Source organism: Halomonas sp. SH5A2 (assembly GCF_014263395.1).
Classification (GTDB): Bacteria; Pseudomonadota; Gammaproteobacteria; order Pseudomonadales; family Halomonadaceae; genus Vreelandella.
Genome location: NZ_CP058321.1, coordinates 3775056 through 3801135, shown reverse-complemented (window position 1 = coordinate 3801135; position 26080 = coordinate 3775056). Strand labels below are relative to the sequence as shown.

At 57.3% G+C, this 26080-nt stretch carries 27 protein-coding genes; 16 read left to right on the top strand and 11 right to left on the bottom strand.

Annotated features, from left to right (window positions below; translation table 11 throughout):
- Positions 1-372: 372 nt before the first annotated feature.
- Entirely contained in the window at positions 373-1839 is a 1467-nt protein-coding gene (gene nhaD, locus HXW73_RS17515; RefSeq protein ID WP_186254298.1) for a sodium:proton antiporter NhaD, read from the top strand.
- A gap of 65 nt (positions 1840-1904) precedes the next feature.
- Here nhaD and HXW73_RS17510 read toward each other — a convergent pair whose 3' ends face one another.
- From HXW73_RS17510 to HXW73_RS17500, 3 genes are all read right to left on the bottom strand, one after another.
- A complete protein-coding gene (locus HXW73_RS17510) occupies positions 1905-2504 on the bottom strand; it encodes a CBS domain-containing protein (protein ID WP_186254297.1) in 600 nt (199 codons plus the stop codon).
- A gap of 85 nt (positions 2505-2589) precedes the next feature.
- Positions 2590-4005, bottom strand: coding sequence for an ATP-binding protein (locus HXW73_RS17505; protein WP_186254296.1), 1416 nt, complete (start codon positions 4003-4005; stop codon positions 2590-2592).
- Positions 4002-4667 (bottom strand): response regulator, encoded by a 666-nt coding sequence (locus HXW73_RS17500; RefSeq protein WP_186254295.1) that lies wholly within the window; start codon positions 4665-4667, stop codon positions 4002-4004. Before HXW73_RS17500 ends, HXW73_RS17505 begins: the two co-directional genes overlap by 4 nt.
- A 90-nt stretch (positions 4668-4757) precedes the next feature.
- Between HXW73_RS17500 and HXW73_RS17495 the strand changes: the two genes are divergently transcribed.
- Together HXW73_RS17495 and HXW73_RS17490 are read left to right on the top strand one after the other, a co-directional pair.
- The gene (locus HXW73_RS17495) at positions 4758-5663 is read left to right on the top strand and encodes a GNAT family N-acetyltransferase (RefSeq protein ID WP_186254294.1); all 906 of its coding nucleotides are present in this window, start codon (positions 4758-4760) and stop codon (positions 5661-5663) included.
- A 160-nt stretch (positions 5664-5823) separates the two neighbouring features.
- Positions 5824-6267, top strand: coding sequence for a c-type cytochrome (locus HXW73_RS17490; RefSeq protein WP_240538672.1), 444 nt, complete (start codon positions 5824-5826; stop codon positions 6265-6267).
- A gap of 116 nt (positions 6268-6383) precedes the next feature.
- On the opposite strand, the gene rep is transcribed toward HXW73_RS17490, so the two are convergent.
- The gene (gene rep, locus HXW73_RS17485) at positions 6384-8453 is read right to left on the bottom strand and encodes a DNA helicase Rep (protein WP_186254293.1); all 2070 of its coding nucleotides are present in this window, start codon (positions 8451-8453) and stop codon (positions 6384-6386) included.
- Positions 8454-8548: 95 nt separating this feature from the next.
- On the opposite strand from rep, the gene HXW73_RS17480 reads away from it, so the two are divergent.
- Positions 8549-9019, top strand: coding sequence for a tRNA (cytidine(34)-2'-O)-methyltransferase (locus tag HXW73_RS17480; RefSeq protein WP_186254292.1), 471 nt, complete (start codon positions 8549-8551; stop codon positions 9017-9019).
- A gap of 6 nt (positions 9020-9025) precedes the next feature.
- Here HXW73_RS17480 and pyrE read toward each other — a convergent pair whose 3' ends face one another.
- Positions 9026-9691 (bottom strand): orotate phosphoribosyltransferase, encoded by a 666-nt coding sequence (pyrE, locus tag HXW73_RS17475; protein WP_186254291.1) that lies wholly within the window; start codon positions 9689-9691, stop codon positions 9026-9028.
- A 138-nt stretch (positions 9692-9829) separates the two neighbouring features.
- Here pyrE and HXW73_RS17470 point away from each other — a divergent pair, with 138 nt between their 5' ends.
- Entirely contained in the window at positions 9830-10597 is a 768-nt protein-coding gene (locus tag HXW73_RS17470) for an exodeoxyribonuclease III (RefSeq protein WP_186254290.1), read from the top strand.
- Between the two features lie 93 nt (positions 10598-10690).
- Here HXW73_RS17470 and rph read toward each other — a convergent pair whose 3' ends face one another.
- Complete coding sequence (gene rph, locus HXW73_RS17465) at positions 10691-11413, bottom strand: ribonuclease PH (RefSeq protein WP_186256069.1); 723 nt, start codon at positions 11411-11413, stop codon at positions 10691-10693.
- 159 nt (positions 11414-11572) lie between these two features.
- Here rph and HXW73_RS17460 point away from each other — a divergent pair, with 159 nt between their 5' ends.
- Complete coding sequence (locus tag HXW73_RS17460) at positions 11573-12451, top strand: YicC/YloC family endoribonuclease (protein WP_186254289.1); 879 nt, start codon at positions 11573-11575, stop codon at positions 12449-12451.
- A 58-nt stretch (positions 12452-12509) separates the two neighbouring features.
- Here the strand turns inward: HXW73_RS17460 and HXW73_RS17455 are convergent, their stop codons facing one another.
- Positions 12510-12989 carry an Lrp/AsnC family transcriptional regulator gene (locus HXW73_RS17455; protein WP_186254288.1) on the bottom strand — a complete coding sequence of 160 codons (480 nt, stop codon included), beginning with the start codon at positions 12987-12989 and terminating at the stop codon, positions 12510-12512.
- 136 nt (positions 12990-13125) lie between these two features.
- On the opposite strand from HXW73_RS17455, the gene HXW73_RS17450 reads away from it, so the two are divergent.
- The 3 genes from HXW73_RS17450 (at position 13126) to HXW73_RS17440 (ending at position 15926) form a co-directional block, all read left to right on the top strand.
- Positions 13126-14166 carry a zinc-dependent alcohol dehydrogenase family protein gene (locus tag HXW73_RS17450; RefSeq protein WP_186254287.1) on the top strand — a complete coding sequence of 347 codons (1041 nt, stop codon included), beginning with the start codon at positions 13126-13128 and terminating at the stop codon, positions 14164-14166.
- Positions 14167-14373: 207 nt separating this feature from the next.
- Positions 14374-14949: a histidine phosphatase family protein gene (locus HXW73_RS17445; protein WP_186254286.1), complete on the top strand. Its 576-nt coding sequence runs from the start codon at positions 14374-14376 to the stop codon at positions 14947-14949.
- A gap of 101 nt (positions 14950-15050) precedes the next feature.
- Positions 15051-15926 (top strand): pirin family protein, encoded by an 876-nt coding sequence (locus tag HXW73_RS17440; protein ID WP_186254285.1) that lies wholly within the window; start codon positions 15051-15053, stop codon positions 15924-15926.
- An 8-nt stretch (positions 15927-15934) separates the two neighbouring features.
- On the opposite strand, the gene HXW73_RS17435 is transcribed toward HXW73_RS17440, so the two are convergent.
- Together HXW73_RS17435 and HXW73_RS17430 are read right to left on the bottom strand one after the other, a co-directional pair.
- Positions 15935-16807: an urea carboxylase-associated family protein gene (locus HXW73_RS17435; RefSeq protein WP_186254284.1), complete on the bottom strand. Its 873-nt coding sequence runs from the start codon at positions 16805-16807 to the stop codon at positions 15935-15937.
- 61 nt (positions 16808-16868) lie between these two features.
- A complete protein-coding gene (locus tag HXW73_RS17430) occupies positions 16869-17495 on the bottom strand; it encodes a DNA-3-methyladenine glycosylase family protein (protein ID WP_186254283.1) in 627 nt (208 codons plus the stop codon).
- Positions 17496-17628: 133 nt separating this feature from the next.
- On the opposite strand from HXW73_RS17430, the gene HXW73_RS17425 reads away from it, so the two are divergent.
- From HXW73_RS17425 to HXW73_RS17415, 3 genes are all read left to right on the top strand, one after another.
- The gene (locus HXW73_RS17425; RefSeq protein WP_186254282.1) at positions 17629-18975 is read left to right on the top strand and encodes a type II toxin-antitoxin system HipA family toxin; all 1347 of its coding nucleotides are present in this window, start codon (positions 17629-17631) and stop codon (positions 18973-18975) included.
- Positions 18972-19292, top strand: a complete 321-nt coding sequence (locus tag HXW73_RS17420) for a helix-turn-helix transcriptional regulator (protein ID WP_186254281.1) — start codon at positions 18972-18974, stop codon at positions 19290-19292. The genes HXW73_RS17425 and HXW73_RS17420 overlap by 4 nt, the downstream gene beginning before the upstream one ends.
- 157 nt (positions 19293-19449) lie before the next feature.
- Entirely contained in the window at positions 19450-20664 is a 1215-nt protein-coding gene (locus HXW73_RS17415; protein ID WP_186254280.1) for an MFS transporter, read from the top strand.
- On the opposite strand, the gene HXW73_RS17410 is transcribed toward HXW73_RS17415, so the two are convergent.
- The gene (locus HXW73_RS17410) at positions 20661-21356 is read right to left on the bottom strand and encodes an extensin-like domain-containing protein (protein WP_186254279.1); all 696 of its coding nucleotides are present in this window, start codon (positions 21354-21356) and stop codon (positions 20661-20663) included. The genes HXW73_RS17415 and HXW73_RS17410 overlap by 4 nt on opposite strands.
- A 116-nt stretch (positions 21357-21472) precedes the next feature.
- On the opposite strand from HXW73_RS17410, the gene gmk reads away from it, so the two are divergent.
- From gmk to HXW73_RS17390, 4 genes are all read left to right on the top strand, one after another.
- Positions 21473-22105 (top strand): guanylate kinase, encoded by a 633-nt coding sequence (gene gmk / locus HXW73_RS17405; protein ID WP_186254278.1) that lies wholly within the window; start codon positions 21473-21475, stop codon positions 22103-22105.
- A gap of 90 nt (positions 22106-22195) precedes the next feature.
- Entirely contained in the window at positions 22196-22456 is a 261-nt protein-coding gene (gene rpoZ, locus HXW73_RS17400) for a DNA-directed RNA polymerase subunit omega (protein ID WP_186254277.1), read from the top strand.
- Between the two features lie 29 nt (positions 22457-22485).
- Positions 22486-24615 (top strand): RelA/SpoT family protein, encoded by a 2130-nt coding sequence (locus HXW73_RS17395; protein ID WP_186254276.1) that lies wholly within the window; start codon positions 22486-22488, stop codon positions 24613-24615.
- Positions 24616-24713: 98 nt separating this feature from the next.
- Positions 24714-25103, top strand: coding sequence for a RidA family protein (locus HXW73_RS17390; protein WP_186254275.1), 390 nt, complete (start codon positions 24714-24716; stop codon positions 25101-25103).
- Between the two features lie 69 nt (positions 25104-25172).
- Here HXW73_RS17390 and HXW73_RS17385 read toward each other — a convergent pair whose 3' ends face one another.
- Entirely contained in the window at positions 25173-26054 is an 882-nt protein-coding gene (locus tag HXW73_RS17385; protein ID WP_186254274.1) for an SDR family oxidoreductase, read from the bottom strand.
- Between the last annotated feature and the right edge of the window lie 26 nt (positions 26055-26080).

The window sequence follows — 26080 nt, the reverse complement described above, 5'->3', positions numbered from 1 at the left end:
CTATCGCAGACTGGGGTGTGATTAGTGTTGGTCGGTCTAGGGGAAATGTAAAGCCAAGTTACATTGCGTTAAAGAGAGTATGAAAAGTATGAGATTTCCCAGTACTTTCATTAAATATATTTTTTAACAAAGCGTTATAGAGAATTTTGCTATGTCAGAAGAGTAAAAGGACCGTCTAGTTCATTAATAAAATGGTACTTGAACTGAAGAGCTTTACCTATGTCAACGGCGTAAGCGAACCGACTTATACTGCTTGCTGACCCTGCCCATCATTCTTCGATAACTGCAATGTTGCATTGCTCCATTCCGTTAGTCGGCTTATCATTATGACGGTTTTTCTTTCCTTCGTTCTACCGCTGGGACTTCTCCGCCATGAAACCACCTGATTTCGGCATCGCTGGGCATTATTGTCGTTGCGCGATGTGGCTGCTGTTTGCGTTATGCTGTCTTGCTGTTCCTTCCTTGTCTTATGCCGCTGCCGGGTCGCTCGACCTTACCCGTTCTATCGCCGGTATCTTGTCTGTCGCCATATTTGTACTCGCCTATGCGTTAGTCATGGCCGAAGAGCTTTTGCACATGCGCAAATCAAAACCGGTGTTGGTCGCCGCGGGTCTGATTTGGGCATTGGTGGCTTGGGTGTACGTTCAGGCGGGACTGCCCCAAGAGGCGGAAACGGCGTTTCGTGAAACGCTGCTTGAGTACACTGAGCTACTCTTGTTCTTGCTGGTGGCGATGACCTATATCAACGCCATGGAAGAGCGGCGGGTGTTTGACTCTCTGCGCGCATGGCTGGTGCGCAAGGGGTTTAGCTACCGCAGCCTGTTCTGGATTACCGGGGTGCTGGCGTTCGGTATTTCGGCGATCGCCAACAACATGACCACGGCGATGCTGATGTGTGCAGTGGTGCTGAAAGTGGCCGAGGGCGATGATCGTTTTATCAGCCTTTGCTGTATTAACGTGGTGGTTGCCGCCAATGCTGGTGGCGCCTTCAGTCCCTTCGGCGATATCACAACGCTGATGGTCTGGCAGGCTGGCCAGGTCGCCTTTGGTGATTTCTTCCATCTGTTGGTGCCGTCAATTGTCAATTTCATGGTGCCTGCGGTGATCATGAGTTGCTTTATTCGCAACCGAAAACCTGAAGCATTATCGGAAAACGTATGGTTGAAGCGCGGCGCGCGGCGTATCGTCGTGCTGTTCCTGATCACCGTGGCGATTTCGGTTCTCTGTCACTCAGTGCTGCATTTGCCGCCTGCCATGGGCATGATGTTTGGTCTTGGTTTGCTGCAGTTCTTTGGTTACTACTTGCGCCGCAGCTTGCCGCGCTCCCTCGAGCGCAAGCGTGAGCGCTATTCCCGCCGCGGCGATTGGAAAAAGCTTGAGCAACTGGGCAGCGTTGTTCCCTTTGATATCTTCAGCCGGATTGCCCGTTCAGAGTGGGACACACTGCTGTTTTTCTACGGCGTGGTGATGTGTGTGGGCGGTCTGGGTTTTATCGGCTATTTAGGCCTGCTGTCGGAGACCCTTTATGGCGGCTGGAACCCGGTGTGGGCCAACGTGGTATTGGGGTTGATTTCAGCGGTGGTGGACAACATCCCGGTGATGTTCGCGGTACTTTCAATGGAACCGGATATGTCGCTGGGTAACTGGCTGTTGATCACGCTGACGGCAGGAGTCGGGGGCAGTTTGCTATCGATGGGCTCAGCCGCGGGTGTCGCCTTGATGGGCCAGGCCAGGGGGATTTATACCTTTGCCCGTCATCTGCGCTGGGCGCCAGCCATCATGCTGGGCTATATCGCCAGTATTCTTACCCACCTTTGGTTAAATGCCGGGTTGTTTTAATTCCCAGTAACACAACCGCCCGCACGTTGACACGCGCGGGCGGGAGAATTAACGCCGTGCATCGCTTAAATATCGTGGCCTGTTATGACGTGGCAGATATCCGCAAAGCTTTGCGCCCTCGGGATGGCATTGATCGTCTTACCGATCGCCGCTTGAATATCGCTGGCTGAAATGATGCCGCGAATACGAGGGTCGTGGCGATCATCATGTTCGATAATCAGCAAATGCTGATCCGTAAAGCTTTCCATCGATATCACCAAATCCTCAATGCTCAGCGACGAGAGTTGGTTAATCGGCATAGCGCTTAACGTGTGCCAGGGGGTCATGATCATTTCGGCCGTGATGTCCTCCCAGCTCAGCTGGCGTTGCTGCATGGCGATATTGATCCGCCGCTTGCCAATGATTTCTTTCGCCGTAACAACCCCGATGCAGTGCTCATGGCTATCCATGACAAACAGCAACCGCACTCCCGCGCCGCGCATTTTTTGGTGGGCCTGGTCAACCGGGGTATCGCCATCAATCCATTGGGGACGTACCTGGCTAAAATCGGTCAGAACACTGATAGCCGGGCTTTGCGGCGATAACGACGGCTTTTTCGGGACAACCAGTGTCGGCGTCGACCCTAGTTGGATTAACGGTTTGGGTGAAAAAATTATCTGGTTCATCAGAGTACCTGCGTTAAGTGACGAAATGGCAAACAACAGTTGTCCTGCCGTTACGTCACATTTGCACGATAATCTTATGACAACCTTAAGAAGCGCTAGGGTCGATCGAGATCATTCCGTGTTGTGAAGGAAAACGCTGAAGCGTAATGCAAACGCGTAGGCCGCCCTGAGGCGCGTTGGTCATGGTGAACTCACCATTGTGGCGTTTAACGACACGGTCAACAATGGATAGCCCCAAGCCTGCCCCGGCGCCTGGCCCGGCACGTTGGAAACGTTCTCTCACCTTCGAGTATGCCTGTTCCGGGATGCCTGGCCCCTGGTCATCCACGCAGAGTGTGACGTGATGAGGGGTGGCGGTTAAGGCAATGTCGATAACGCCCTTAGTGGGTGTGTGCTGGAAAGCGTTACCCACAATATTTTGCAACACGGTTTCAACGGCACCGGGCTCTGCTTCCATCTGCCAGTCCAGCGCTTCATCGGCATGCAGGATCACCTGCTGTTGGCGTTCGGCGGCTAGCGGCGAGAGTTCGGCGAGGGTTTCACGTGCCTCGGTGAGTAAGTTGGCTGGTCGGTAGTGGCGTTGTATCTCCGTTTCCGGCGCTAAACGGGCCAGGGCCAGCAACTGACTGACCACTCGGGTGGCGCGGGTAACGCCATCGCGAAGGTGATCAAGCGCTTCTTCACGGTCTTCATGGCTACGGGCGCTCAACGCATTTTGCGCGTGCAGGTCCAGTACGGCGAGCGGCGTGCGTAATTCGTGGGCAGCATCAGCGATAAAGCGCTCTTCGCGGGTGCGTATTTGGCGGATACGCGCCAGTAATTGATTTAATGCGCTCGCGATCGGGGTTAACTCTCGTGGCAGCGTCGCAAGCGACAGAGGCTGAAGGTTGTGGGGCCCGCGGGTCCGTGTCTGCTCGGCCATTCGCGATAACGGCGCTAGCCCCCAGCCAATGCTCCACCACAATAGCAAGGCGACCAGGGGTAACCCTATCAGCTCAGGTAATAGGGTGCGCAGGGCGACCGAACGAATCAATTCACCGCGGGTGTTTTCGCGCTCGCCGACGACAATTCGTTGATCAGTATCTGGCTGATTAAGAACATAAATCCGCCATGCCTGTTGATCAATGGTGAGGTCAGAGTAGCCCGTATCCCGCTGACGGGGTGTTATATCGGGCGCTTCTGAAGAGCTTAGCAATAGCTGATCGTTTTCCCACAGCTGAAAGGCAAGCTGGTTTGAGTAGCGGTGTCCGTAGGGCGAATCGGCGGATTCGGCACGCTGTAATGCATTTTCAATATTGCTCAGCATCGCTTGGCGATCATCACTCAGTGCCGTCGATTGCGACATGCCTTCGAGAAGATGGGCATGTTGGGCAAGCCGGGCGTCTGAAAGCTCGCTTATTTGATGTGCGGCGTAGCGGTAGCTGATTACTCCAATCACCAGCGTGCTGACGCCGAAGACCAGCAGCACCAGTGTGAGGGTACGGTATCGAATCGAGCTCATCCGGGGTTATCCATCACATAACCAATGCCACGTACGGTACGTATGACATGGGGGAAAAATTTGCGCCTCAAATGATGAATATGGACTTCAATGGCATTACTTTCGACATCTTCATCCCACCCGTACACCAACTGGGTTAAGGTATCGCGAGTGAATACACGCCCAGGGTGGCTCATGAATTCCTGCAATAGCGTCAGTTCGCGGCGTGAAAGTGACGCCTCTTGTCCTTGATAACTGACCTTGAGAGTGACTGGATCAAAGCGTATCCCCTGACACTCCAGTAGCGAACGGACTTGCCCGTGGCTGCGTCTTAATAAAGCGCGTAGCCGGGCGGTCAGCTCGGTGACATCAAACGGTTTGATCAAGTAATCATCGGCGCCGGCATCCAAGCCGGCAATTCGCTCATCGACCGCATCACGGGCAGTCAGCACCAGGATAGGCACCTGGTTACCTTCAAGTCTCACGGCTTTGAGCACGTCGACGCCATCCAGACGGGGTAGCCCCAGGTCAAGTATCACGGCATCGAAGGGTATCCCTTCCAGCAGCGTTGAGCGAGCACTCACACCATCGCTGAGATGATCAACCGTGTACCCTTCAGGCTTAAGCGCCAGGCGTATTCCAGACGCTAAACTCGAATCGTCCTCGACCAGTAAGATGCGCATGATGAGAGATGATGTCCCTGGGTGAGTTTACCTGTTCAGATGAATACGATGGTCAGATGAAAACAATGGATGACAACGATAGTAGCGTCTATGGCAAATACCTCAAAGATTATCCTATGCCCGCCTGAACATCGCCGCGAGGCGCTCCTGCATCTGGCCGAGTCGCAGTCGTCGAGTGGGCAAAAAGCATTGACCGAGGCGCTCAAGCCGATGCTGAAGGAGCCTGAAACGGCTTGGCAGAGCTTATGGGTGAGCCTGCATAGCGGGCATATCAACGGCGTTATTTGGGTACAGCGGCTACCCCAGAATATGGCGCAGCTGTGGCTACCCAATGCGCAAGGTGATCACATCAGCGCGTTGATCGATACGGCACGACACTGGGTCATGCAGCAACGCTTATCGCTTTGCCATATCGAGCTAGTGCCTGAGGCGACCCACCAGCGAGCGCAATTACTTGCCCACGGCATGCAGCCGCTCATATCGCTGCGCTGTTTAAAAGCGGGTGTGGAGCAGCGTTTTCCTACCAGGAAGCCGTTCACCCAATTGCATTGGACGCCATGGGACCTGCTGTCACCCGCTCAGGAGCATGCGTTGATAACCGCGGTTGGGCGCGACTCGCTGGATTGCCGTGGTTTGCGCGACATCTTATCGGTCAATGATCTACTGGCAGGTTTCTACGGGCAAGATCCTCACGCGCCCACACACTGGCATGCGCTCTATGTGGATGAATCTCCCTCGCCTATCGGCGCGTTGCTGTTGGCACCGCGCAATGAGATTCACCGCTGGGAGCTGATGTTGATGGGGCTGGTGCCTGAGTGGCGGCGCCGGGGGCTGGGCGGTCATATTCTCAACCATGCCTTGGCGCTTTCCCAACAGGCGGGCGCCTCGGAGCTATTGCTTTCGGTGGATCACGAAAATCCGCCGGCGTTTAATCTCTACAGGCGCGCTGGTTTCACCGAATATGCCCAGCAGTCCGTGATGGCCTGGCGCGGCTAGCAGCCTGGGCGTCGTTGCCCCGTTGACCCAGCAGGCGTGGTGGGTTTTGTGGCACTTTGAATTACCACTATACTGCTAATATTCATTAAGTAGGCGTATTGGCAGCCTTTGATCTTTCAGCCGCCCAGACGCCGACAATAATAAATAAGAGGTGGTGCGAGTGAACGTTAAGCAGATAGTAAAAGGTCTTGTTGCACTTGGGGTTGCCATGCTGAGTGGGTCGGGCGCCGTCGCCGATGCCTCCCGTGAGGCGATTGCGGAGCGGATGGCGCCGGTAGGCAGTGTGTGTTTACAAGGCCAGGACTGTGGTACCCAAGCGGCGCAAGCAGACGCCGAAAGTAATGCTGAAAGCGGTGGCGGTGAATTGGATGGCGCCTCGCTGTATAGCAGTACCGGCTGTGCGGCATGCCACGATAGCGGTGCGGCGGGAGCGCCGATGCTAGGGGACGCCGAGGCTTGGGCATCGCGTCTTGAGCAAGGTACTGAGGCTCTCTATCAAAGCGTGTTTGAAGGTAAAGGCGCGATGCCGGCGCGCGGTGGCAGTAGCGCCTCCGATGAAGAAATCGAGTCGGTCGTTGATTACATGATCGCCGAGGCAGAATAACTTTGTCGGCTATCCATATTATCCACAGGTGTAATGTAAAAGCCGGTTGTGGATAATTTTTAGTACAACAGAGAACCACCGGCCCAGTAAAGAGCCTTCAGGTCAGTAGAAAACCTTCAGCCCAGCAAAGAGCGTAGCCCGGCAATGGCGTCCTGCCCCCGGGCCTGCTTTTTCTCCGGGTCTTCCTTATCGGCACGGCCTTCCCACTCCAGGTCTTCAGCAGGCAATTCGTCCAGGAAGCGGCTGGGCTGGCAGTCCATCAGCTCGCCGTAGGATTTGCGCTGGCGGGCAAGTGTCAATGTCAGTGTACGGCGCGCGCGGGTAATACCCACGTAGGCCAGGCGGCGCTCTTCTTCCACTGTACCCATTTCGATGGCGTTGCGGTGGGGCAGTAAGTCTTCCTCCAGTCCCATCAAATAAACGTGGGGGAACTCCAGCCCTTTGGAGGCGTGCATGGTGAGTAGCTGCACCCGGTCTGAATCATCTTCTTCGGCCTGTTGCTCCAGAATATCGCGCAGCACCAGGCGTGAAATCGCCGCTTCCACGCCGTCAGTTTCGGTTTCAGTGGATGACGTATCATCTTCAGGATCGCGGTTCAGTGACTTCTCTAGCTGGTCGATCAAAATCCATACGTTGGCCATGCGCCGCTCGGCGACGGTCGGCGCGCTGGCGTTTTGGTACAGCCACGCCTCGTAATCCATGTCCCGCAGCATGTCGCGGATCGCGGCAATCGCATCGCCCTGGTCCATGCGCTTGCGCACGCCGTCGATAAAATGGGTAAAGCGCGACAGCCGCTCGACGGCCCGGGTCGGTAGTACCTGTTCCAGGCCGAGCTCATGACAGGCGGCAAACAGTGAAATCGAGCGCTCGGTTGCGTAGTTGGCAAGCTTCTCGACGGTACCGGGACCGACTTCTCGACGCGGCACGTTCACAATGCGTAAAAAGGCGTTGTCGTCGGCGGGATTAATCAGCAGCCGCAGGTAGGCCATGGTGTCCTTGATCTCGTTGCGCGAGAAAAACGACGTACCGCCGGACAGCTTGTAAGGGATTTGATAGTGCTGCAGCTTTAACTCCAGCAGCCGGGCCTGAAAGTTGCCCCGGTAAAGCACAGCAAAGTCGCGCCACTCGGCTTTTTCCTTGATCCGCCGGGTAAACATTTCGCTGGCCACGCGCTCGGCTTCGGCTTCTTCGTGGCGATTGACGATGACCCGAATGGAGGCGCCGTCGCCCATATCCGACCACAGGGTTTTTTCGTAGACGTGGGGGTTATAGGCGATCAGTGTGTTGGCGGCGCGCAGAATCGTGCCAGTCGAGCGGTAGTTCTGCTCCAGCTTGATCACCTTCAGGCGAGGGAAGTCTTCACCCAGGGTAATCAGATTTTCCGGCCGTGCACCGCGCCAGGCATAAATCGACTGGTCATCATCGCCGACCACGGTAAAGGTGGCCCGCTCGGCCATCAGCAGCTTCACCAGCAGGTACTGGGAGACGTTGGTGTCCTGATACTCATCCACCAGCATGTAGTGGATCTTGCGCCGCCAGCGGGCCAGCGCTTCCGGGTCACGCTGCAGCAGGACCACCGGCAGCAGAATCAGGTCGTCAAAATCCACCGCGTTATAGGCTTTCAGATGGCGAACATAGGCTTCGTAGACCCGCGCGGCAAAGTGCTCGTCGTCATCCGCCGCAAACGACAGCGCGTCGCTGGGCAGCATCAGGTCGTTTTTCCACTGGGATATTTTGCTCTGTACCGCGTTGATCTGCTCGGCATCGACCTGGGCATCTTTATTCATCAAATCGCGCAGCAACGCCTTGGCATCCTCCGGGTCGAAGAGCGAAAAGCCGGGTTTGTAGCCCAGGGTTTTCAGCTCACCGCGGATGATGTTCAACCCCAGGGTGTGGAAGGTGGAAACCGTCAGTCCGTGGCCTTCCTTGCCGTGCAGCATTTGCCCCACGCGCTCTTTCATCTCTCGGGCGGCCTTGTTGGTAAAGGTCACCGCGGCGATTTTGCGCGCGCTCATGCCGCATTCCTGCACCAGGTAAGCGATTTTGGTGGTAATCACGCTGGTTTTACCGGAGCCTGCCCCCGCCAGGACCAGGCAGGGGCCATCGATATAGCGCACGGCTTCCTGCTGGCGCGGGTTGAGCCCGTTAATGCGGCTAAGGATGCTCTTTGGCGGCTGGGGCGTCATGGCGACGGGTGACCTCTAAAGTGTTGCAGGGCTGTTTCGATTATAATCGGCGGCACTGGGTAAACGCATAATGGGCTAACAATAGGCAGGTGTTAATGTTTGAAGTCGCTTTATTTGAACCGCGGATGGCACCCAATACGGGCAATATCATGCGCCTGGTGGCCAACAACGGCTGCCGATTAAACCTGATCGAGCCGTTGGGTTTCGACCTGGAAGAGAAAAAGCTGCGCCGCGCCGGGCTGGACTACCGCGATCTTGCCAATGTGACGCGCCATGCTGATTTTAGCGCCTTTCAAAGCGCCATGCAGGGACGCACCATCTGGGCGATTACCACGAAAGGCACGCGTGCTCATAGCGACGCAACTTATGCCCCGGGCGATGTGCTGCTGTTTGGCTCTGAAACCGCCGGGCTCTCGGCCGAGGTGCACGCTGCCTTGCCTGCCGAGCAAAAGCTGCGCATTCCCATGCAGCCCAATAACCGCAGCCTCAATCTCTCTAACGCGGTGGCTATCGTGAGCTATGAAGCGTGGCGCCAGCAAGACTACGCGGGCGCCCTCTCGCTTTAGCGTCGTTCAGTTGGCAATTCCGTAGCGGTCGCGATAAGCCCGAACGGCCTCGGCGTAGGCCAGCATCTCGCCACCGGCATGCTCTTCAAGATACGTAAGCACTTGCTCAAGCGTCACGATGCTGACCACCGGCATGCCGTATTGGGTCTGTACTTCCTGAATCGCGCTTTGCTCGCCCTGGCCACGCTCCTGACGGTCCAAGGCAATGATCACGCCCCCCGCACGAGCGTCATTCTGCTCAATCAGGCTCATTACCTCGCGTATGGCGGTGCCAGCGGTAATCACGTCGTCGATAATCAGAATATCACCGGCAAGCGGTGCGCCGACAATGTTGCCGCCTTCTCCGTGGCTTTTGGCTTCTTTGCGATTAAACGCGTAGGGCATGTCGTGGTCGTGGTGGTCGGCCAATGCCGCGGCAGTCACCGCCGCTAAGGGAATGCCCTTGTACGCCGGGCCAAACAGCACGTCGGCCTTGAGGCCGCTATCGACGATCGCCTGGGCATAAAAGCGGCCCAGCTTGGCGAGCGCGCGGCCGGTCTGGAATAGGCCCGCATTGAAGAAGTAAGGACTTACACGCCCGGATTTAAGCGTGAATTCGCCGAACTTGAGCACCCCCTGCTCAATGGCAAAAGCAATGAAATCGCGCTGGTAGGGTTGTAGAGTAGAGGCCACGGCGGTCTTCCCTTGTCGATCAAAAGTTGGGGCAAAGGCAACAATAAAAAGCAGGTAAATAGCAAGATTTGGTTTGTCTATTTACCCAAACGTCTAAACGTCGGGTATCATACAGCAGCGACGCAAAAGGGACGATTTATGAAAATTGCCAGCATTAATGTCAATGGTATACGTGATGCCGTCGACCGTGGTTTCCTGGACTGGCTGGCTCAGCAGGATGCCGACGTGGTCTGCGTGCAGAACATCAAGGCAAAAAGTTTTGAATTGAGCGACCACATTCTGTACCCGGAAGGCTATGAAGGCTACTTTCTGGATGCCGAAGAGGATGGTTTCTCCGGTGTAGCACTGTATTGCCGTCAAATCCCCAAGGCGATTATGTACGGCCTCGGGTTCCCTCAGTGTGACCACGAAGGGCGCTTTCTGCAGGCGGACTATGACCGTTTCAGCATTGCTACCTTCCTGATGCCCGACGGAAGCGATCAAAAAGCCAAACAGTCATTCATGGACCAATACCAGGAGTACCTGACCAAGATGTCGCGCAAACGCCGCGAATACATCATCTGCGGTACCTGGAACATTGCCCACAAGACCGTCGACCTGGCCAACTGGTCCGACAATCAGCTCACGTCGGGTTTCCGCCCGGAAGAGCGCGCCTGGATGGATCAGGTGCTTGGCCCTACCGGGTTTATCGACACCTTCCGCGAAATCAACCGCGACGCAGGTGAATACACCTGGTGGCCGAAGCTAGACCAAGAGGTACCCCGTGAGCGCCAGGAAGGCTGGCGAATCGACTACCAGTTGGTCGGCCCCAACTTCCGCCGCCACGTGGTTGATGCGTGGATCGATTACGACGCGACCTTCTCCGAGTTCGCCCCGTTGATCGTCGAGTACGACCTGGCGCTTTAGGCGCGTATTTCCCGCGTCGCCGTCTGTTGTTCGCAGGTAATAAGCCACAAGCCGACCCAAGGGTCGGCTTGTGGCGTTGTGGCTAGCGTTTAATTAACCTCGAATACCCAGCGCTTCGCGCTGCTTTTCACGTAGCTCGTCGCCTGCTTTCTCAGCGAGGTCAAGCATGGCGTTCAGCTCGGCGCGATTGAACGCGCCCGCTTCGGCGGTGCCCTGCACTTCGATCAACTCGCTGCTTTCAGTCATCACCACGTTCAGGTCGGTGTCGGCCTTGCTGTCTTCCGGGTAGTCCAGGTCCAGCACCGGCACGCCTTTGTAGATACCCACCGAAATCGCGCTGACCAGCTGCTTGAAGGGGTCGCCTTTGATCTTTTTATCGCGCTGCAGGTAGCGGATGGCATCCACCAGCGCGACACAGCCGCCGGTAATCGCGGCGGTGCGGGTGCCGCCGTCGGCCTGGATGACATCGCAATCGACGGTAATCGTGAACTCACCCAGCTTCTTCAAGTTCACCGCAGCGCGCAGGCTACGGCCGATCAAGCGCTGAATTTCCAGCGTGCGGCCGCCCTGTTTGCCTTGAGTCGCTTCGCGGTTGCTGCGCGAGTGGGTCGCGCGGGGCAGCATGCCGTACTCTGCGGTGACCCAGCCTTGATTCTTGCCGCGTAGCCAGCGCGGCACCGTGGCGTCTACGCTGGCATTACATAGCACCTTGGTATCGCCAAACTCCACCAGTACCGAGCCTTCCGCATGGCGGGTGTAATCGCGGGTTATGCGAATATCACGCAGTTGGTCGGCCTCGCGACCGCTGGGACGCACAACATCAGGACGCTTAGCACTGCTCACAAATAATACCTCTCAATAAACGCGTAACTAGGAAAAGTTCTCCATTGTACACGTCTGGGCGTGCGCTGATGGGCCTATCGGGTAGACTGTTGGCAATGCGTAATGAATCGTTTTTAACTAACAGGATGAACCATGGCCGCTTCCAGCCGCGTACACAGCATGACCGCCTTCGCCCGCGCCGAGCAGGTTGCGCCTTTTGGCACCTTACAAGTGGAAATCCGCTCGGTGAACCAGCGCTATTTGGAGCCCCATTTTCGCCTGCCCGATGCCTTGCGTGAGCTGGAGCCCGCGCTGCGCGATACCCTGCGCGCCCGCTTGGCACGCGGGAAAGTCGAGTGCAGCCTGCGCTTTGAGGCCGCCGAGGCCAGTCAGGCGCCCGCCGTGAACGCTCAGCGGCTAAAAGAGATCGCCGATGCTCTGGCGGCGATTCAACAGCAGGTACCCAGCGCGGTGCCGCCGACCACCCTTGCGCTACTCAACCAGCCCGGCGTCATGGAAACCCAGCACCTGGATCAGGAGGCCATTACCTCGGCTGCGAAGGCGCTGTTTGACCAGGCGCTGGATGAGCTCATTGACGCCCGCGCCCGTGAAGGCGACAAGCTCGCCGTGATGATCACCACCCGACTCGCCGCCGTCAGCGAGCAGGTGGCCACTGTGCGCAGCCTGCTGCCGCAGATTCTTGAGCGCCAGCGCACCCTTCTGCTGGAGCGTTTAGAGGTCGCCAAGACCGACCTCGACCCGCAACGCCTTGAAGCCGAGCTGGTACTGGTGGCACAAAAAGCCGACGTGGACGAAGAACTGGACCGCCTCACGGCCCATGTCGACGAGGTCGGTCGTCAACTGAACCAAAAAGGCCCCAAAGGCCGCCGTCTGGATTTCCTGATGCAGGAACTCAACCGCGAAGCCAACACGCTCTCGTCCAAATCGGTGGTCGCCGAGACGACCCGCTGTGCGGTGGAGTTGAAGGTGCTGATCGAGCAGATGCGGGAACAAATACAAAATATTGAGTGAGCTATATGTCGAGCCTGCTGCTGACGTTGTTCGACTGCCCCATACCCAACTGCCTCGCTCACAGCCCCAGTAATTCCCCAACCGGCAAGTGGCTTGTCGCCTTCATTTCCCGCAGGGAGATATTGGAGCGAATGCTAGATACCCCTGGCAGCTGGCGTAGCACCTTTTCCACGAAGCGGCTGTAGTCATCGAGGTCCCGGGCGATGACTTGCAAGAGGAAGTCCGCCTCGCCGGTGGTGTTATGGCAACTGAGCACCCGGGAGCTGGCCTGGAGAATACGTTCGAACTCCGCGGTGGCAGCTTCGCTGTGCTTGGTACAGGTGATCTGTACAAACGCCAGCACGTTACCGCCTAGCTGTCGGCGGTTCAGCGTGGCTTGGTAGCCTTCGATCACGCCCAACTCCTCCAGGCGTTTATGGCGACGCCAGCAGGTGGCTTCGCTCATTCCTAGCCGCTCGGCCAGCTTGGCGATGGATAGTCGGCCATCAGCTTGAAGGCTATCGATTATTTGGGCGTCTACTTTTTCCAGTGGGCTCATTTGAAAAGATCTTTCATGTTTATGCGTTTAAAAAAAAGAGTGCTTCAAAATCAGCGGGTGTGTCCATCAATCAGAAAAGTAATTTCAGGTGTGGTTGGTTATATTAATAACAATTAATACCGCGCAGGAGTCGTTTATGAAAGCCGTTGTTTTTGAGCAGTTTTCCGCCCCACCAAAGATTCAGCAGTTGCCTGACCCGACGCCAGAATCGCATGGGGTTGTGGTGAAGGTGATGGCGAACGGGGTGTGCCGGAGCGACTGGCATGGCTGGGTGGGCCATGATACCGATATACAGCTTCCCCATGTGCCAGGGCATGAGCTTGCTGGCGTGGTCGAAGCCGTGGGTAAAGACGTAAAAAAGTGGCGTGTTGGCGATCACGTGACAGTGCCTTTCGTGGGCGGGTGCGGCACCTGCCCAGAGTGTCACTCCGGTAATCATCAGGTGTGCGATAGCCAGTTTCAGCCCGGTTTTACCCACTGGGGTTCCTTTGCCGAGTATGTGGGTATTCATTACGCCGACGTCAATTTGGTGGCGCTGCCAGAGTCGTTAGACTTTGCCACCGCGGCTAGCCTGGGCTGTCGGTTTGTCACTTCATTTCGGGCGGTGGTCGATCAGGGCCAGACATCGGCCGGGCAGTGGGTGGCCGTTCACGGCTGCGGGGGTGTTGGTCTATCCGCCGTGATGATTGCCAACGCCATCGGCGCTAACGTTGTCGCCATCGATATTTCGGAAGAGGCGCTTAATCTGGCCCGTCAATTGGGCGCCGTTGCCACCGTGAATGCTGCCAAGGTCGCCAATGTGGTGGAAGCAGTGGCGGACATAACCCAGGGAGGTGCTCACGTGTCGCTGGATGCGCTAGGGCATCCGACGACTTGCTTTAATTCCATCAGCAACCTGCGTAAACGTGGCAAGCATATTCAGGTCGGACTGATGTTGGCCGAGAACAGCACACCGGCTATTCCCATGAGCCAAGTCATTGCCAACGAGCTTGAAATACTCGGCAGTCATGGCATGCAGGCCCACCGTTATGACGCCATGCTGGCGATGATCCAGTCTGGCAAGCTGGCGCCTGAGCAGCTGATTGGCAAACGCATCACCCTTGAGCAGTCCATTGATGCGCTGATGAACATGGATAAGTTCGAAGGGGCGGGCGTGACGGTAGTGACTGAGTTTTGAGAAAGCGGGCTTCATTGTTGCGGCTGATGAGGAAGCTATCCGTGCGTTGAATGGGTTTGGCTGGGTCAGCGCGTATAGCCGCGCCAAGTCGTTTAGGCTTTGTCGTAGCAAATGCCTGCCGCGTCTTGAATTGGGAAGATGGATGGGCATCACATGCCTATTGCCTTGGCTTTGTTAATGCTTATCGATGATTGAAGGACAATCTCCATGCCCTCCCTACGCCAACTCACGTTAAGCCTATTGCTCAGTGTACTGGGCATGTTGTCCATCACTGCCCAGGCCAGCGACGCCACCTGGCAGGCATTGCAGGAAGGGGGCATGGTGATTTTGATGCGTCATTCGCTGGCCCCTGGTGTAGGCGATCCGCCTGAATTTGAACGGGGCCGCTGCGAGACGCAGCGCAATCTTTCGGGTGATGGGCGTGCTCAGGCCGAAGCGGTGGGGCGTGAGTTCCGTGAGCGTGATATTCCCATTGCGGCAATCTACTCGTCGCAGTGGTGCCGAGCCTTGGAATCTGCTGAGCTAATGGATGTCGGCGAGGTCGAAGCTGCTCCGTGGCTGGACTCCTTCTTCCGTGAACGTAGCGCGCGGTCGGAACGCACCCAAAGCGCCCGGGAGCGCATTCTGGAGTGGCAGGGGCCGGGCAACCTGCTGTTGGTGACGCATCAGGTCAATATCTCGGCGTTGGTTGGCAGCGGATTGAGGTCTGGCGATGTGATCGTAGTGCGCCCCGAGGGGGACGAATTTCCAGTGGTAGGGCGGTTAAGTATTAGCGCGCCTTAAGCCGGTTTCTAACAATTTCCTGCAACGAAACAGGGCAAATTATTCGCTCCTCATCGGCGGCTGCAGGTTTTACGCTGGGCAGTATTGATAAGGAGCAAATGATGCCAGCAGATACCACCCAAACAGTGCGTCGAGTGATCGCCCAGCACCCGGCCAAGCGCGATGATATCGGTGATTTGGTTACCCGTCGGCCGTTGCCGGGGCCGCAGCTTGAACAGCTCGATCCCTTCCTGTTTCTCAACCATCACGGCCCGCAGACGTACCCGGCCAATAACGGTGGGTTGCCGTTTGGTCCGCACCCACACCGTGGCTTTGAAACGGTGACGTTTATTCTGGAAGGCTCACTAGCTCATGCGGACAGCACTCAGCATCAAAGCGTGATTCACACTGGTGGCGTGCAGTGGATGACCGCGGGCAGTGGCATTGTGCATGCGGAAATTTCGCCGCCCGAGTTTCTGCTTGACGGCGGCCCGCTGGAGATTCTGCAGCTGTGGGTCAATCTACCGGCGCGTTTGAAGATGAGCGAACCCCGCTATGTGGGGCTTCAGCAAACGTCGATACCCGCCATTGCGCTGCCGGGCGGCGGTGAGCTGAACCTGATCGCCGGTGAGTGGGAAGGCAGTGTTGGCCCAATTGAGACGCTGACCGGGGTGTTTATGTCGACGCTGCGGTTGCCTGCTGGCGCGAACGTGGCGTTGCCCGTTGCCCCCAGGCGGCAGGTGTTTCTCTACGTGGTGGAAGGAAACGTTGAGGTGGGCGGCGAACCAGTTCAGCCGCACCACCTGATCGAAGTGGACCGCGAAGGCGATAGTCTAGCACTTGAAGCCAACAGCGATGCGCGCCTGCTGTTTGGCCACGGTGATGTGATCGACGAACCCGTCTACTCCCATGGCCCCTTTGTGATGAACACCCGCGAAGAGATTGTCCAGGCGGTCGAGGATTATCAGAACGGACGATTTGGCGGTCTCGACGCCTGATGATGGTGTCAGCAGCACTGTCTGCGCTTGGCGCTCCAATCTTCTGTGGGCGGGCGCAGGCCGTGGTTGCCTCGATAGTTGGAGGGTGTCGGTGGTGACCAGCCCTCCAGAACCTCGTCGTCGAGGGCATAGATCTCGATGCCGATGGGGTGGCAGGTGGCCAGCAGGTCTTCGTCGGTGGCGTCAGAGCCCCACAAATCAACCGATAGATCCCCGCCTGGGCAGCACGAGAGCGCGCAGAGCAAGTCAATCTCGGCAAACAACTCCAGGTAGTCGCCTTCCCGTGCCGGGCACGCCTTCATGAAGTACTGGCCCTGTTCATTGAGGCCGGTGCACTGAAAGACGTTGAGCACATCGTGAACATCAAATTCGGTGAGCCCAAAGGGGGCCACGGCACGGGTCAAGTTGGAGTGACAGTGAAAGTCAAAATCTTCACCGGTCAGCAGATGGTTCACGTAGGGATCGCAGCGCGTGCCCAGTAGATCGTGAACCCGACCGCCGTCTTCGTCGACACCGTAATCTTCCAGGGTGTCGGCGGTGATGGTCGCCATCGGTCGAAGGTACGGCAGGGTCGACCACAACCGGTCATGCACACTGACGTGGGCGCGCTGAAGTTGGCGGGTGCGCGAAGCCCAGAAACGCTCCCTCGGGTTGTGCAGGGACCAGAGATTGAAATCGCCCACCTGAGGGCCTTGGCGAGTACAGATGCGCATCACGTGGCCGGCGGGCACTTTCCAGGCGCGTGCGTCGCGAATCGGTACTTCTATCGTTTCTACACGTCTGCGCTGGCCCGTGGCGTTGGCAATCCGGTTGTAGAAAGTACGGTCGACGAAAAGCGGTGAGCCGGGTTTGGCGCGGTAGGCAGGGGCGAGATTGGCCATGGTGGGTTACTCCTGAAAAAAGGCTATCTTGAATCGACGAAGTGCCCTGATGAGCCATTCGTTACAAGGGTTCACCGCGATAGTAGTGCCACAAGAACAGCGACCCCACCGTGCGCCAGGGCGACCAGTGCGCCACCCACTGACGCGCCTGCTTGGGTGTGGGTTTGTCGTCCATACCTTTAAGGCGGCCAAGCGCCACCCGCAGGGCAAGATCATCGGCGGGAAAGATATCCGGGCGCTTCAGCGAGAACATCAGATAAATCTCGGCACTCCAGCGACCAAAGCCGCGTAGCTGGGTAATCGCGGCAATCGCCTCGTCGTCGCTTAGCTGCTCAAGCCCATCGGCGCTAAAGGTGCCCGCCAGCTCCGCTTCTGCCAGGCCCTTGGCGTACTCGATCTTGCGCCAGGAGAGCCCTGCATCGCGCAGCGCCTGGCCTTCGATATCGATCACCGCTTGGGCGTGCAGTTCGGGCAGCAGCGTGTTCACACGGCCCATGATGGCGCGGGCGGCCTCGGTGGAAAGTTGCTGGCTGACGATGGTACTGAAAAACGTCGCAAAACCCTGATCGCGCTGGCGTGGTTCAGGCGCACCCACCAAGGGGTAAGCACGGGCGATATCCGGGTCGGCCTCAGCGAGTGCCGCCATGCCCTGCTCGATGGTTTTAAAAGATGCGTCATCTGTTGTCATTATCGCCTCTCGGTAAAAATGAGTGTTTAATTGCTCATTAATTGGGTTTCTATATTTTATTGAGCATTAAAGTGCGCATTAATGGGTTTTGAGCTACACTTTTGAACATTAAATTGCTCAATAAAGGTGACCCATGGCGCTAACGGTGCAAGCCTTTCATCATGGCCAGTGGCACGATGCCGCCGAGTTAGAGATTAAGCACCCTGAAATGGGTCGCAAGGGGCCTGCTCGTTTGGGATATATCACAGATTATGCCCTTGAATGGCTGGATCGCGATGACGAACATGCTTGCAGCCTGCGTTTGCCCATTGAGCTAATGAATACCCATCAATCGCCACACTGGTTCGCGTTCTTAGACGATATCATGCCTTCGGGGTCGAGCCGGCGTTATTGGGTTACTCAGTTGGGAATCTCGGCGCTTAGCCAGGCGGAGCAAGATTACGCCCTGTTGGCCAAGGGAACGATTGCGCCGGTGGGCAATTTACGTATTAAACAGGCCCTTCCCGAGCGCCCTGCAGGAAGTACCCTCGACCAGCAGCGCTTTTCCTTGCGTGATGTCGTGGATCGCGACAGTGATTTTCTTGCCTATGCACAGCAGATGGGAGCCGCCGGGGGAGGTGCTACCGGTGCTGGCGGAGAGGCACCCAAGCTATTGCTGCGCTGTACGCCAGATGATCAGGTCTGGATCGATACCTATCAGGATGATCCGCGCAATCAAGACCATCATTATCTGGTGAAATTTCCGCGTGGCCAGCGCACCGAGCTTGATAACGACATACTGCGCGCTGAGTACCACTTCTATCATGAGCTAGCGTCGCTGGGTATAACGACCATCGATACCCAGGCGATGCGGTTGTTCGAAGGCGAGCGTTATCCATCGCTTTGGCTGCCTCGCTTTGATGTTGATTTCCACGCGGGCAAGCGCGCATTTTTCGGACTGGAATCGGTTTATTCGGTGATGGATCGAGAGCCGGGAAGTTTCCTCAACCATTTTGCCACCATAGAGGTCCTGGTTGCCCAGTTGCGTCAGCAACACCGCGTTCGCGAAGCGGGAGGTCATTTTGACGTGGCAGGTTTTGTGAGCGAGTGGGTTAAACGTGATTTGTTGAATGTTGCGTTTGCCAACAGCGATAACCATGGTCGCAATACGGCGCTGCTGAAAACACCCCAGGGAATCTGGCTGGCGCCGGTGTATGATTTTGCGCCCATGAAAGCTGACCCAGAAGGCATCATTCGGACTACCACCTGGGGGGCGCCGTTTGAAGAGGGGCGCGAGTTTAACTGGGCAGCCATTGCTGAAAACTTAAATGCCTATATGCCACCCGAGCAGCTGATGGAAGAGCTAAAAGCGCTGGGTAATCAGCTAGTCGGACTAAAAGAACGTCTTGCTGCACGGGGAGTGCCAAAAACGGTGTTAGCGTCGAAAGCAGTGGGGTTTGATTATTTGGACGATAAGTTGCAGCGCTGGGGACTGATATGAAGCGTAAAGAACTCTCTAGCGTTGAGCGCGAGGCACTGCTTGTTAAGTTACTGATCCAGCTATTGCGCGAGGAGATTACGTCAGGAAAGGTGTTGCGCCAACTACGACGCGACGTGCTGGGGATGTCACAGACACAGTATGCCGAGCTGGTGGGCATCAGTCGTCGCTCCTTGTCCGATTTAGAAGCCGATAAAGCGAGCCCTACCCAGGCTCTGCTCAACCAGGTATTTCGCCCCCTAGGTCTGCAAACGGGGTTAGTACCACGTAACCGTGAACTGCGTGAGCGCTTACTGTCAGTAGAAGACCCGAATACTTGAACGCTAAACACGCTCATCGTAAGCGTTGTCTGTACAGACCAGCCGCTGAGTTCGCCCGCTAACTTTTTTAGCGCCATATATTTATACTTTTGTCTAATCCTGCGATCATTTAGCGCTGATCGAGATACCCGCAGAGCGGTATCCCAAGGAGACAAGCATGCAGGATTCGACGACCCCACCGTCTCATGGGCTGGCGCGTAACCCGCGCCTGGCTGAATTTGTATTGGCGCTGGGTGGTTTTGGCATCGGCACCAGTGAATTTGTCATTATGGGGCTGATGAACCGCATCGCGGAGGATCTGGCGGTCAGCGTGCCCCAGGTGGGCTACGCGATCAGCAGCTACGCCCTGGGCGTGGTGGTCGGTGCGCCGCTGATTTCTGCCCTGGCGGCACGGGTTCCCAAGCGAGCGCTGCTGATCGCGCTGATGCTGGTGTTTGCCGTCGGCAATATTGCCAGTGCCATGGCGCCGGGTTTCTGGTCGTTTGTCGGCTTGCGCTTTATTGCTGGCTTACCCCACGGCGCCTACTTTGGCATTGCCGCTCTGGTGGCGGCCGGGGCGGTGCCCGTCGATCAGCGGGCACGGGCGATTGCCCGAGTGATGACGGGCCTGACGGTCGCGATTCTGGTTGGCGCACCGCTGGGTACCTGGGCGGGGACCCTTTTCGGCTGGCAGATTGCCTTTGCCGCGGTGGGCGGCATTGCGCTGCTTACGGCGCTGTTGATCCGCTGTTACGTACCGGTTCAGCCCGTTGATGCGCTGGCAAGCCCGCTGCGTGAACTGTCGGCGCTGATCAAACAGCGCGTGTTGGTCACCGTGGCCATCGCCTGTATCGGCTGCGGCGGCATGTTCGCCATTTTTAGTTACGTGATGCCGACGCTGACCCAGCAGGCGGGCATGAGCGAAGCGCTGGGGCCCTTGGTACTGGTGATCTTCGGCCTGGGGTCCATTGCCGGGAACTTGGTCGGCGGGCGTCTGGCGGATAAAAACCTGATGCGCGCGATTCCGGCTATTTTGCTGTGGTGCGCGGTGATCCAGGGGCTATTTTACTTCGCGGCGAATAATGTCTGGACGGGGTTGTTGTTTGTGGGTCTGGTGGGGACCAGCATGGCACTGGCGCCTTCGCTGCAAACCCGCTTGATGGATGTCGCCGAGGATGCCCAAACCATGGCGGCGTCGCTCAATCACGCGGCCTTTAACGGCGCCAATGCGCTGGGAGCCTGGCTTGCCGGGCTTGCGATCAGCGCGGGCTTCAACTGGTCAAGCACCGGCCTGGTGGGAACCGGGCTGGCGCTGTGCGGGCTCGTGCTGTTTGTGGCCGGGCGATGGCTGGAGAAACGTTATCCGCCGACCCGTGTGTCTCTCGCACATTAACGACAGAGGCGAAAGCCGCGCATCCCGAAGTGAAAGTGGTCGGCGTGGGCAGCGTTGTAATCGGGGCCCAGCGTGTTGCCAAAAAAGTCGCAGGCATCATCGCGTATGTCGCGCAGAAACGCTCCCGTTGGCCCATCGTTGCCCCAGTCATTAAGCAGAGTAATGCGCTCACCGTTAGCGAGGCGAAAGCCGGTCACGTCCAGTGCCTCGGCGGTGGCGTGTTCACTGCGCCGTCCGCTCTCGCGTCCATACACGTTGCGGCAGGCAAAACTTCCCACATGGTCGACCTGGCGTACCTGGGTGTCGAGAATGACCTCGGCGCTGGGTTGCAGCGCGTGGCGCTCAAACATCACCCAGGCCAGGGCAAGGGGGCAGCTGGCCACGAACGATCGGTTGAACGCGACACCGCTGGCTTCAAGGCGCACCACGTTCTCAAGCGGGCAGCTTTCGACGGGGGTGTAGTCGGCTAGAGGAGAATAGCGCAGCGCGTCATCCGGCACGCTGTCCAGCGCTGCCAGGCAACCCACACGGTCATGTTCCAGGCGACGAAGCTTTAGCGACGTGATCGGTGTCACCGGGTCGTCGACGTATAGCGGTGCCCATGGTGACCAGTGGCGGGGAATCTCGATCACGCCCTTTTGCAAGGCAACGCCTAATGCGACCAACGCCAGTATCAGCCAGGTACTTCGCATCGTGACCTCCCTGTTCTGCGAAACGCTACAGTCGTCGCGACGGGTGTGCGATACTGCGTCCCTTTTCTACACTGCTTTATTCGCACGAGTTTACCTCGCCAACAAGGGAAGCGCGTATGTCCCAAGGTACACTGTTTATCGTTTCTGCCCCATCGGGGGCGGGTAAAACCAGCCTGGTACGCGAGCTGATCGAAAGTCTCGATGGCATTCAGGTGTCGGTATCGCACACCACCCGGGCCAAGCGCGAAGGTGAGGTCGATGGTGTGAATTACCACTTCACCGATGCGGCGACCTTTGAGGCGATGATTGCGCGGGGCGAGTTTTTTGAGTACGCCAAGGTTTTCGATAATTACTACGGTACGTCGCGCCAGGCGGCTCAAACGGTACTGGATGCCGGCCAGGACGTGATTCTCGAAATCGATTGGCAGGGCGCGCGCCAGGTGCGCGAACAAATGCCTGATGCCGTGTCGATTTTCATCCTGCCGCCGTCGCGCAGCGAGCTTGAACGCCGCCTGGCCAGTCGGGGGACCGATGAGCACGCCATCATCGAGCGACGCATGCGCGATGCGATCAGTGAAATGTCGCACTATGACGAATACGACTACCTGGTGGTCAACGATGACTTCACCACCGCGCTGCAGGAATTGCAGTCGCTGGTCATTAGCCGTCGCCTGGCGCGCCCGTTAATGAGCGAACGCCACGCGCCCTTGCTGGCAACGCTCTTGTCACAGGCGCCCGGCGTCGAGTAATCTACACGGTTCTACTACCCTCTTTAGCTGGATCGGCCCGTTTGATCTCTCTCGGACGCGATTCAGCCTCGTTATTACAGGAAGGCACCCATGGCTCGCGTCACCGTTGAAGATTGTCTTGATAATGTGGAAAACCGTTTCAAGCTCGTGATGATTTCCACCCAGCGTGCCCGTCAGCTGGCGCGGGGCACCCGTGACTCACAGCTACCCTGGGAAAATGACAAGCCCACGGTCATGGCGCTGCGTGAAATCGCGGCGGGTCTGATCGATCACACGGTACTGGACGAACCGGTTGAAGCACCTGTTCGCGCTCGTCCAGCAATGGCTCCCAGCGCACAAATCGACGAATAGGGTTTTTTGAGCGATTAGAGGCGCGGTAAATGTTTACCATTGATGACCTGGCCGACCGACTCGGCGGCTACCTACCCCCCGACGAGATCCAACAGGTCAAACGCGCCTTTTATTACGCTGAACAGGCCCACGATGGCCAGCGGCGTCGCTCCGGTGAACCTTACGTTACCCATCCGCTAGCGGTGGCCAACATCCTGGCGAACATGCACATGGACCATCAAAGCCTGATGGCCGCCATGCTGCACGATGTGATTGAAGATACCGGGGTGTCGAAACAAGCGCTGGGCGCCCAGTTCGGCGAGCCGGTGGCGGAACTGGTCGACGGCGTCTCCAAGCTGACCCAGATCACCTTCGAGGATAAAGCCGTCGCCCAGGCGGAAAACTTCCAGAAGATGGTCCTGGCGATGTCGCGGGATATCCGCGTGATTATCGTCAAGCTCGCCGACCGGCTGCATAACATGCGCACCCTGGGCGCGCTGCGCCCCGATAAAAAACGCCGCATCGCCCGCGAAACCCTGGAAATCTACGCCCGCATTGCCGGGCGGCTGGGCATCAACACCATCCGCGTTGAGCTCGAGGACCTGTCCTTTCAGGCGATCCACCCGATGCGTTCGGAGCGTATCAAACGCGCTGTCTCCAACGCGCGCGGCCATCGGCGCAGTGCAATGCGGGAAGTCCAGGCCACGCTGCAAAAAAGCGTCGACGACGAAGGTCTGAGCGGTACGGTTGTTGGCCGCCAAAAGCATCTGCTGTCGATCTATCGCAAGATGCGCGACCAGCGCAAACCCTTTGTCGAAATCATGGATGTGTTCGGTTTTCGCATCATCACCGACGATGTGGCCAGCTGCTATCGCATTTTGGGCGTGGTGCATAACCTGTATAAGCCGGTGCCTGGAAGATTCAAGGACTACATCGCGATTCCTAAGGCAAACGGTTACCAGAGCTTGCACACCACCCTGTTTGGCGCGCGGGGAATGCCGATTGAGGTACAGATTCGCACCCGTGAAATGGAGGCTATGGCCAATAACGGCATTGCCGCGCATTGGCTGTATAAAGCCGGGCAAACCTCGCATCCGATTGCCGAAGGCAGCCACGCCCGCGCCCGCGCCTGGGTGAAAGGGCTTTTGGAGATGCAGCGTCACGCCGGCGATTCCCTGGAGTTTATCGAGCACGTCAAAAACGACCTGTTTCCCGACGATATCTACGTGTTCACCCCCAAGGGCGATATCATGGAGCTGCCCCAGGGCGCTACGGTAATCGACTTCGCCTATACGGTGCACACTGATATCGGTAACCACTGTATCGCCTGCCGCATCGACCGCCACCTGGCGCCGCTTTCCACGCGTCTGGAAAGTGGCCAGACGCTGGAAATTATCACTGCTCCCGGGGCGCGTCCCAATCTGGCGTGGCTGAATTTCGTCACCACGGCCAAAGCGCGCTCGGCCATTCGTCATGCCCTCAAGAATCAGCAGCATACTGAAGCGGTGATGCTCGGGCGGCGGTTGTTGAACAAGGCGCTGGCCCCCTTCAATACCAGCTTGGAAGAACTGGAACCAAAGGTATTAAACCGCGCGTTCGAGCAACTCGACGTGGCGTCAGAAGAGGCACTGTTAGAGTCGTTGGGCCTTGGCAACCGCGTTGCCCACGTTGTGGCACGACGCCTGGTGGATGTAGCGGACGGTCGTCCCAGTGAGCTGATCAATGAGGGCACCAGCCAAAAGGCGGTGGTGATAAGCGGCAGCGAGGGCATGGTGATTAACTTTGCTCGCTGCTGCCACCCGCTGCCCGGCGATAGCATCATTGGCCATCTTTCGATGGGTAAAGGGCTTGTGGTACATCGGTCTGAATGTAAAAACCTGGTGGACAGAGACGACCCTGATAAAGTCTTTGCGCTGGAATGGTCAGAGAACATCGACGAAGACTTTCCGGTTGTCCTGCGCATTGAAATCGAAAGTCGCCGAGGGATTGTGGCTCAACTCGCCGGGTTGGTCACCGATGCGGAAGCCAACATCGAGCGCATCGGGATTGAAGAGCGCGATGCGCGTCTCGCTACGGTGAACCTCACGCTTTCGGTAAAAGGACGCGTTCACCTTGCCCGCATTATGAAACGTATTCGCAACCTGCCTAATGTCAGCAAAATAACCCGCATGGCAAATTAAGCGCCCGCTGTGGCGACCTGCTGGCCTATGGCTGGCAGCGTTAGCGATGGCGAGACCACCATGATCAACGTTGAGTGCACCAAGGAGCATGACATCCAATGAGCAACAAAGCTGTTATCAACACTGAGAAAGCCCCCGCTGCTATCGGCCCCTACTCTCAGGCGGTTAAAGCAGGCAATACCGTGTACCTGTCGGGCCAGATTCCGCTGGACCCAGCCACTATGGAAATCGTCTCGGACGATTTCGAAAAGCAGGCACGTCAGGTATTTACCAACCTGCAGGCGGTCTGCGAAGAAGCCGCCGGGACGCTTGGCGATATCGTCAAACTGAACCTGTACCTGGTCGAGCTGGATAACTTTGCGATCGTGAACAAGGTGATGGAAGAGTTTTTCGATATGCCGTTCCCGGCCCGTGCCGCGGTAGGAGTAAAAGCGCTGCCCAAAGGGAGTCAGGTGGAAGCCGAAGCCGTCATGGTCATTGGCGATTAAGGCAGGGCAACGATCTGCCATGGGCAAGCTGGATGCCCATGGCAGTGTTGTGGGCGAGAAGACGGGAGGTTAAGCCTTTTGCACGCGCCAGAAGCCGCCTTCTTTCAACACCTGAGCGTAGCCCTCGCGGAACGTCGGGTAGCGGAACTCATAGCCGGTTTCGAGAATACGCCGGTTATCGCAACGTTTGCTGGTGCGTCGACGCAGCGGCGACTGCATTGTGTCGGTGGAATCTACCTTGAGCTGCTGGGCAATCCAGTCCATCACGTTATGCATCGTGACCGGTTCACAATCGCTACCCAGGTAGAGGTCCGCCAATGGCTGGCCGTTTTCCTGGCAGTTAATTAGATGGGCCAGAATGCCGGTACAGTCGTCGCGGTGAATGCGGTTGGAATAAATCACCGGGGTGACCGCAGCGAGCCGACCTTCGGCGACCTGATGGATGAGCCGGTCGCGGCCGGGGCCGTAGATGCCCGAAAAACGCACCACGGTGCCGGGTAGCGGGTGGTTGATCAGCGCCTGTTCGGCTTCGCACATCAGCGTGCCGGAGAAGCTTGTTGGTTCGGTCGGACTTTCCTCGTTGACCACCTCGCCTTCCTGCTGGCCGTAGACGCTGGTCGACGACACGAAAAATACGCGGCGCGGCGGTGTGGCGTGTTGTTCCATGACGCTCAGCACCCGCTTCAAGCCCTCAGGGTAAGCACTCTGGTAGGCACTTTCTTCAAAGTGGTCGGCGCTTACCGTGTAAATGACGTAATCTACCTCGGGAAGCGCGCTTGTGTCGGCGCCTTCAAGCTCATTGAGATCCAATGCCAAGGGCTCAATGCCGGTATCCTGCAAGGCTTCGATATGGCGACGCACGCCAATCACGCGGTGTCCTTCGCTGAGCAGTTCACGACCGAGCGTTATGCCGATATCGCCACAGCCAATAATCAGTACGGTTAGCGTCACTTGCTCGCTCCTATTGATAAATAATC

Coding starts and splice junctions, on each gene's coding strand:
- nhaD (WP_186254298.1), top strand. CDS start 373: ATGAAACCACCTGATTTCGGCATCGCTGGGCATTATTGTCGTTGCGCG.
- HXW73_RS17510 (WP_186254297.1), bottom strand. CDS start 2,504: ATGAACCAGATAATTTTTTCACCCAAACCGTTAATCCAACTAGGGTCG.
- HXW73_RS17505 (WP_186254296.1), bottom strand. CDS start 4,005: ATGAGCTCGATTCGATACCGTACCCTCACACTGGTGCTGCTGGTCTTC.
- HXW73_RS17500 (WP_186254295.1), bottom strand. CDS start 4,667: ATGCGCATCTTACTGGTCGAGGACGATTCGAGTTTAGCGTCTGGAATA.
- HXW73_RS17495 (WP_186254294.1), top strand. CDS start 4,758: ATGGCAAATACCTCAAAGATTATCCTATGCCCGCCTGAACATCGCCGC.
- rep (WP_186254293.1), bottom strand. CDS start 8,453: ATGACGCCCCAGCCGCCAAAGAGCATCCTTAGCCGCATTAACGGGCTC.
- HXW73_RS17480 (WP_186254292.1), top strand. CDS start 8,549: ATGTTTGAAGTCGCTTTATTTGAACCGCGGATGGCACCCAATACGGGC.
- HXW73_RS17470 (WP_186254290.1), top strand. CDS start 9,830: ATGAAAATTGCCAGCATTAATGTCAATGGTATACGTGATGCCGTCGAC.
- HXW73_RS17460 (WP_186254289.1), top strand. CDS start 11,573: ATGGCCGCTTCCAGCCGCGTACACAGCATGACCGCCTTCGCCCGCGCC.
- HXW73_RS17455 (WP_186254288.1), bottom strand. CDS start 12,989: ATGAGCCCACTGGAAAAAGTAGACGCCCAAATAATCGATAGCCTTCAA.
- HXW73_RS17450 (WP_186254287.1), top strand. CDS start 13,126: ATGAAAGCCGTTGTTTTTGAGCAGTTTTCCGCCCCACCAAAGATTCAG.
- HXW73_RS17445 (WP_186254286.1), top strand. CDS start 14,374: ATGCCCTCCCTACGCCAACTCACGTTAAGCCTATTGCTCAGTGTACTG.
- HXW73_RS17440 (WP_186254285.1), top strand. CDS start 15,051: ATGCCAGCAGATACCACCCAAACAGTGCGTCGAGTGATCGCCCAGCAC.
- HXW73_RS17435 (WP_186254284.1), bottom strand. CDS start 16,807: ATGGCCAATCTCGCCCCTGCCTACCGCGCCAAACCCGGCTCACCGCTT.
- HXW73_RS17430 (WP_186254283.1), bottom strand. CDS start 17,495: ATGACAACAGATGACGCATCTTTTAAAACCATCGAGCAGGGCATGGCG.
- HXW73_RS17425 (WP_186254282.1), top strand. CDS start 17,629: ATGGCGCTAACGGTGCAAGCCTTTCATCATGGCCAGTGGCACGATGCC.
- HXW73_RS17420 (WP_186254281.1), top strand. CDS start 18,972: ATGAAGCGTAAAGAACTCTCTAGCGTTGAGCGCGAGGCACTGCTTGTT.
- HXW73_RS17415 (WP_186254280.1), top strand. CDS start 19,450: ATGCAGGATTCGACGACCCCACCGTCTCATGGGCTGGCGCGTAACCCG.
- HXW73_RS17410 (WP_186254279.1), bottom strand. CDS start 21,356: ATGCGAAGTACCTGGCTGATACTGGCGTTGGTCGCATTAGGCGTTGCC.
- gmk (WP_186254278.1), top strand. CDS start 21,473: ATGTCCCAAGGTACACTGTTTATCGTTTCTGCCCCATCGGGGGCGGGT.
- rpoZ (WP_186254277.1), top strand. CDS start 22,196: ATGGCTCGCGTCACCGTTGAAGATTGTCTTGATAATGTGGAAAACCGT.
- HXW73_RS17395 (WP_186254276.1), top strand. CDS start 22,486: ATGTTTACCATTGATGACCTGGCCGACCGACTCGGCGGCTACCTACCC.
- HXW73_RS17390 (WP_186254275.1), top strand. CDS start 24,714: ATGAGCAACAAAGCTGTTATCAACACTGAGAAAGCCCCCGCTGCTATC.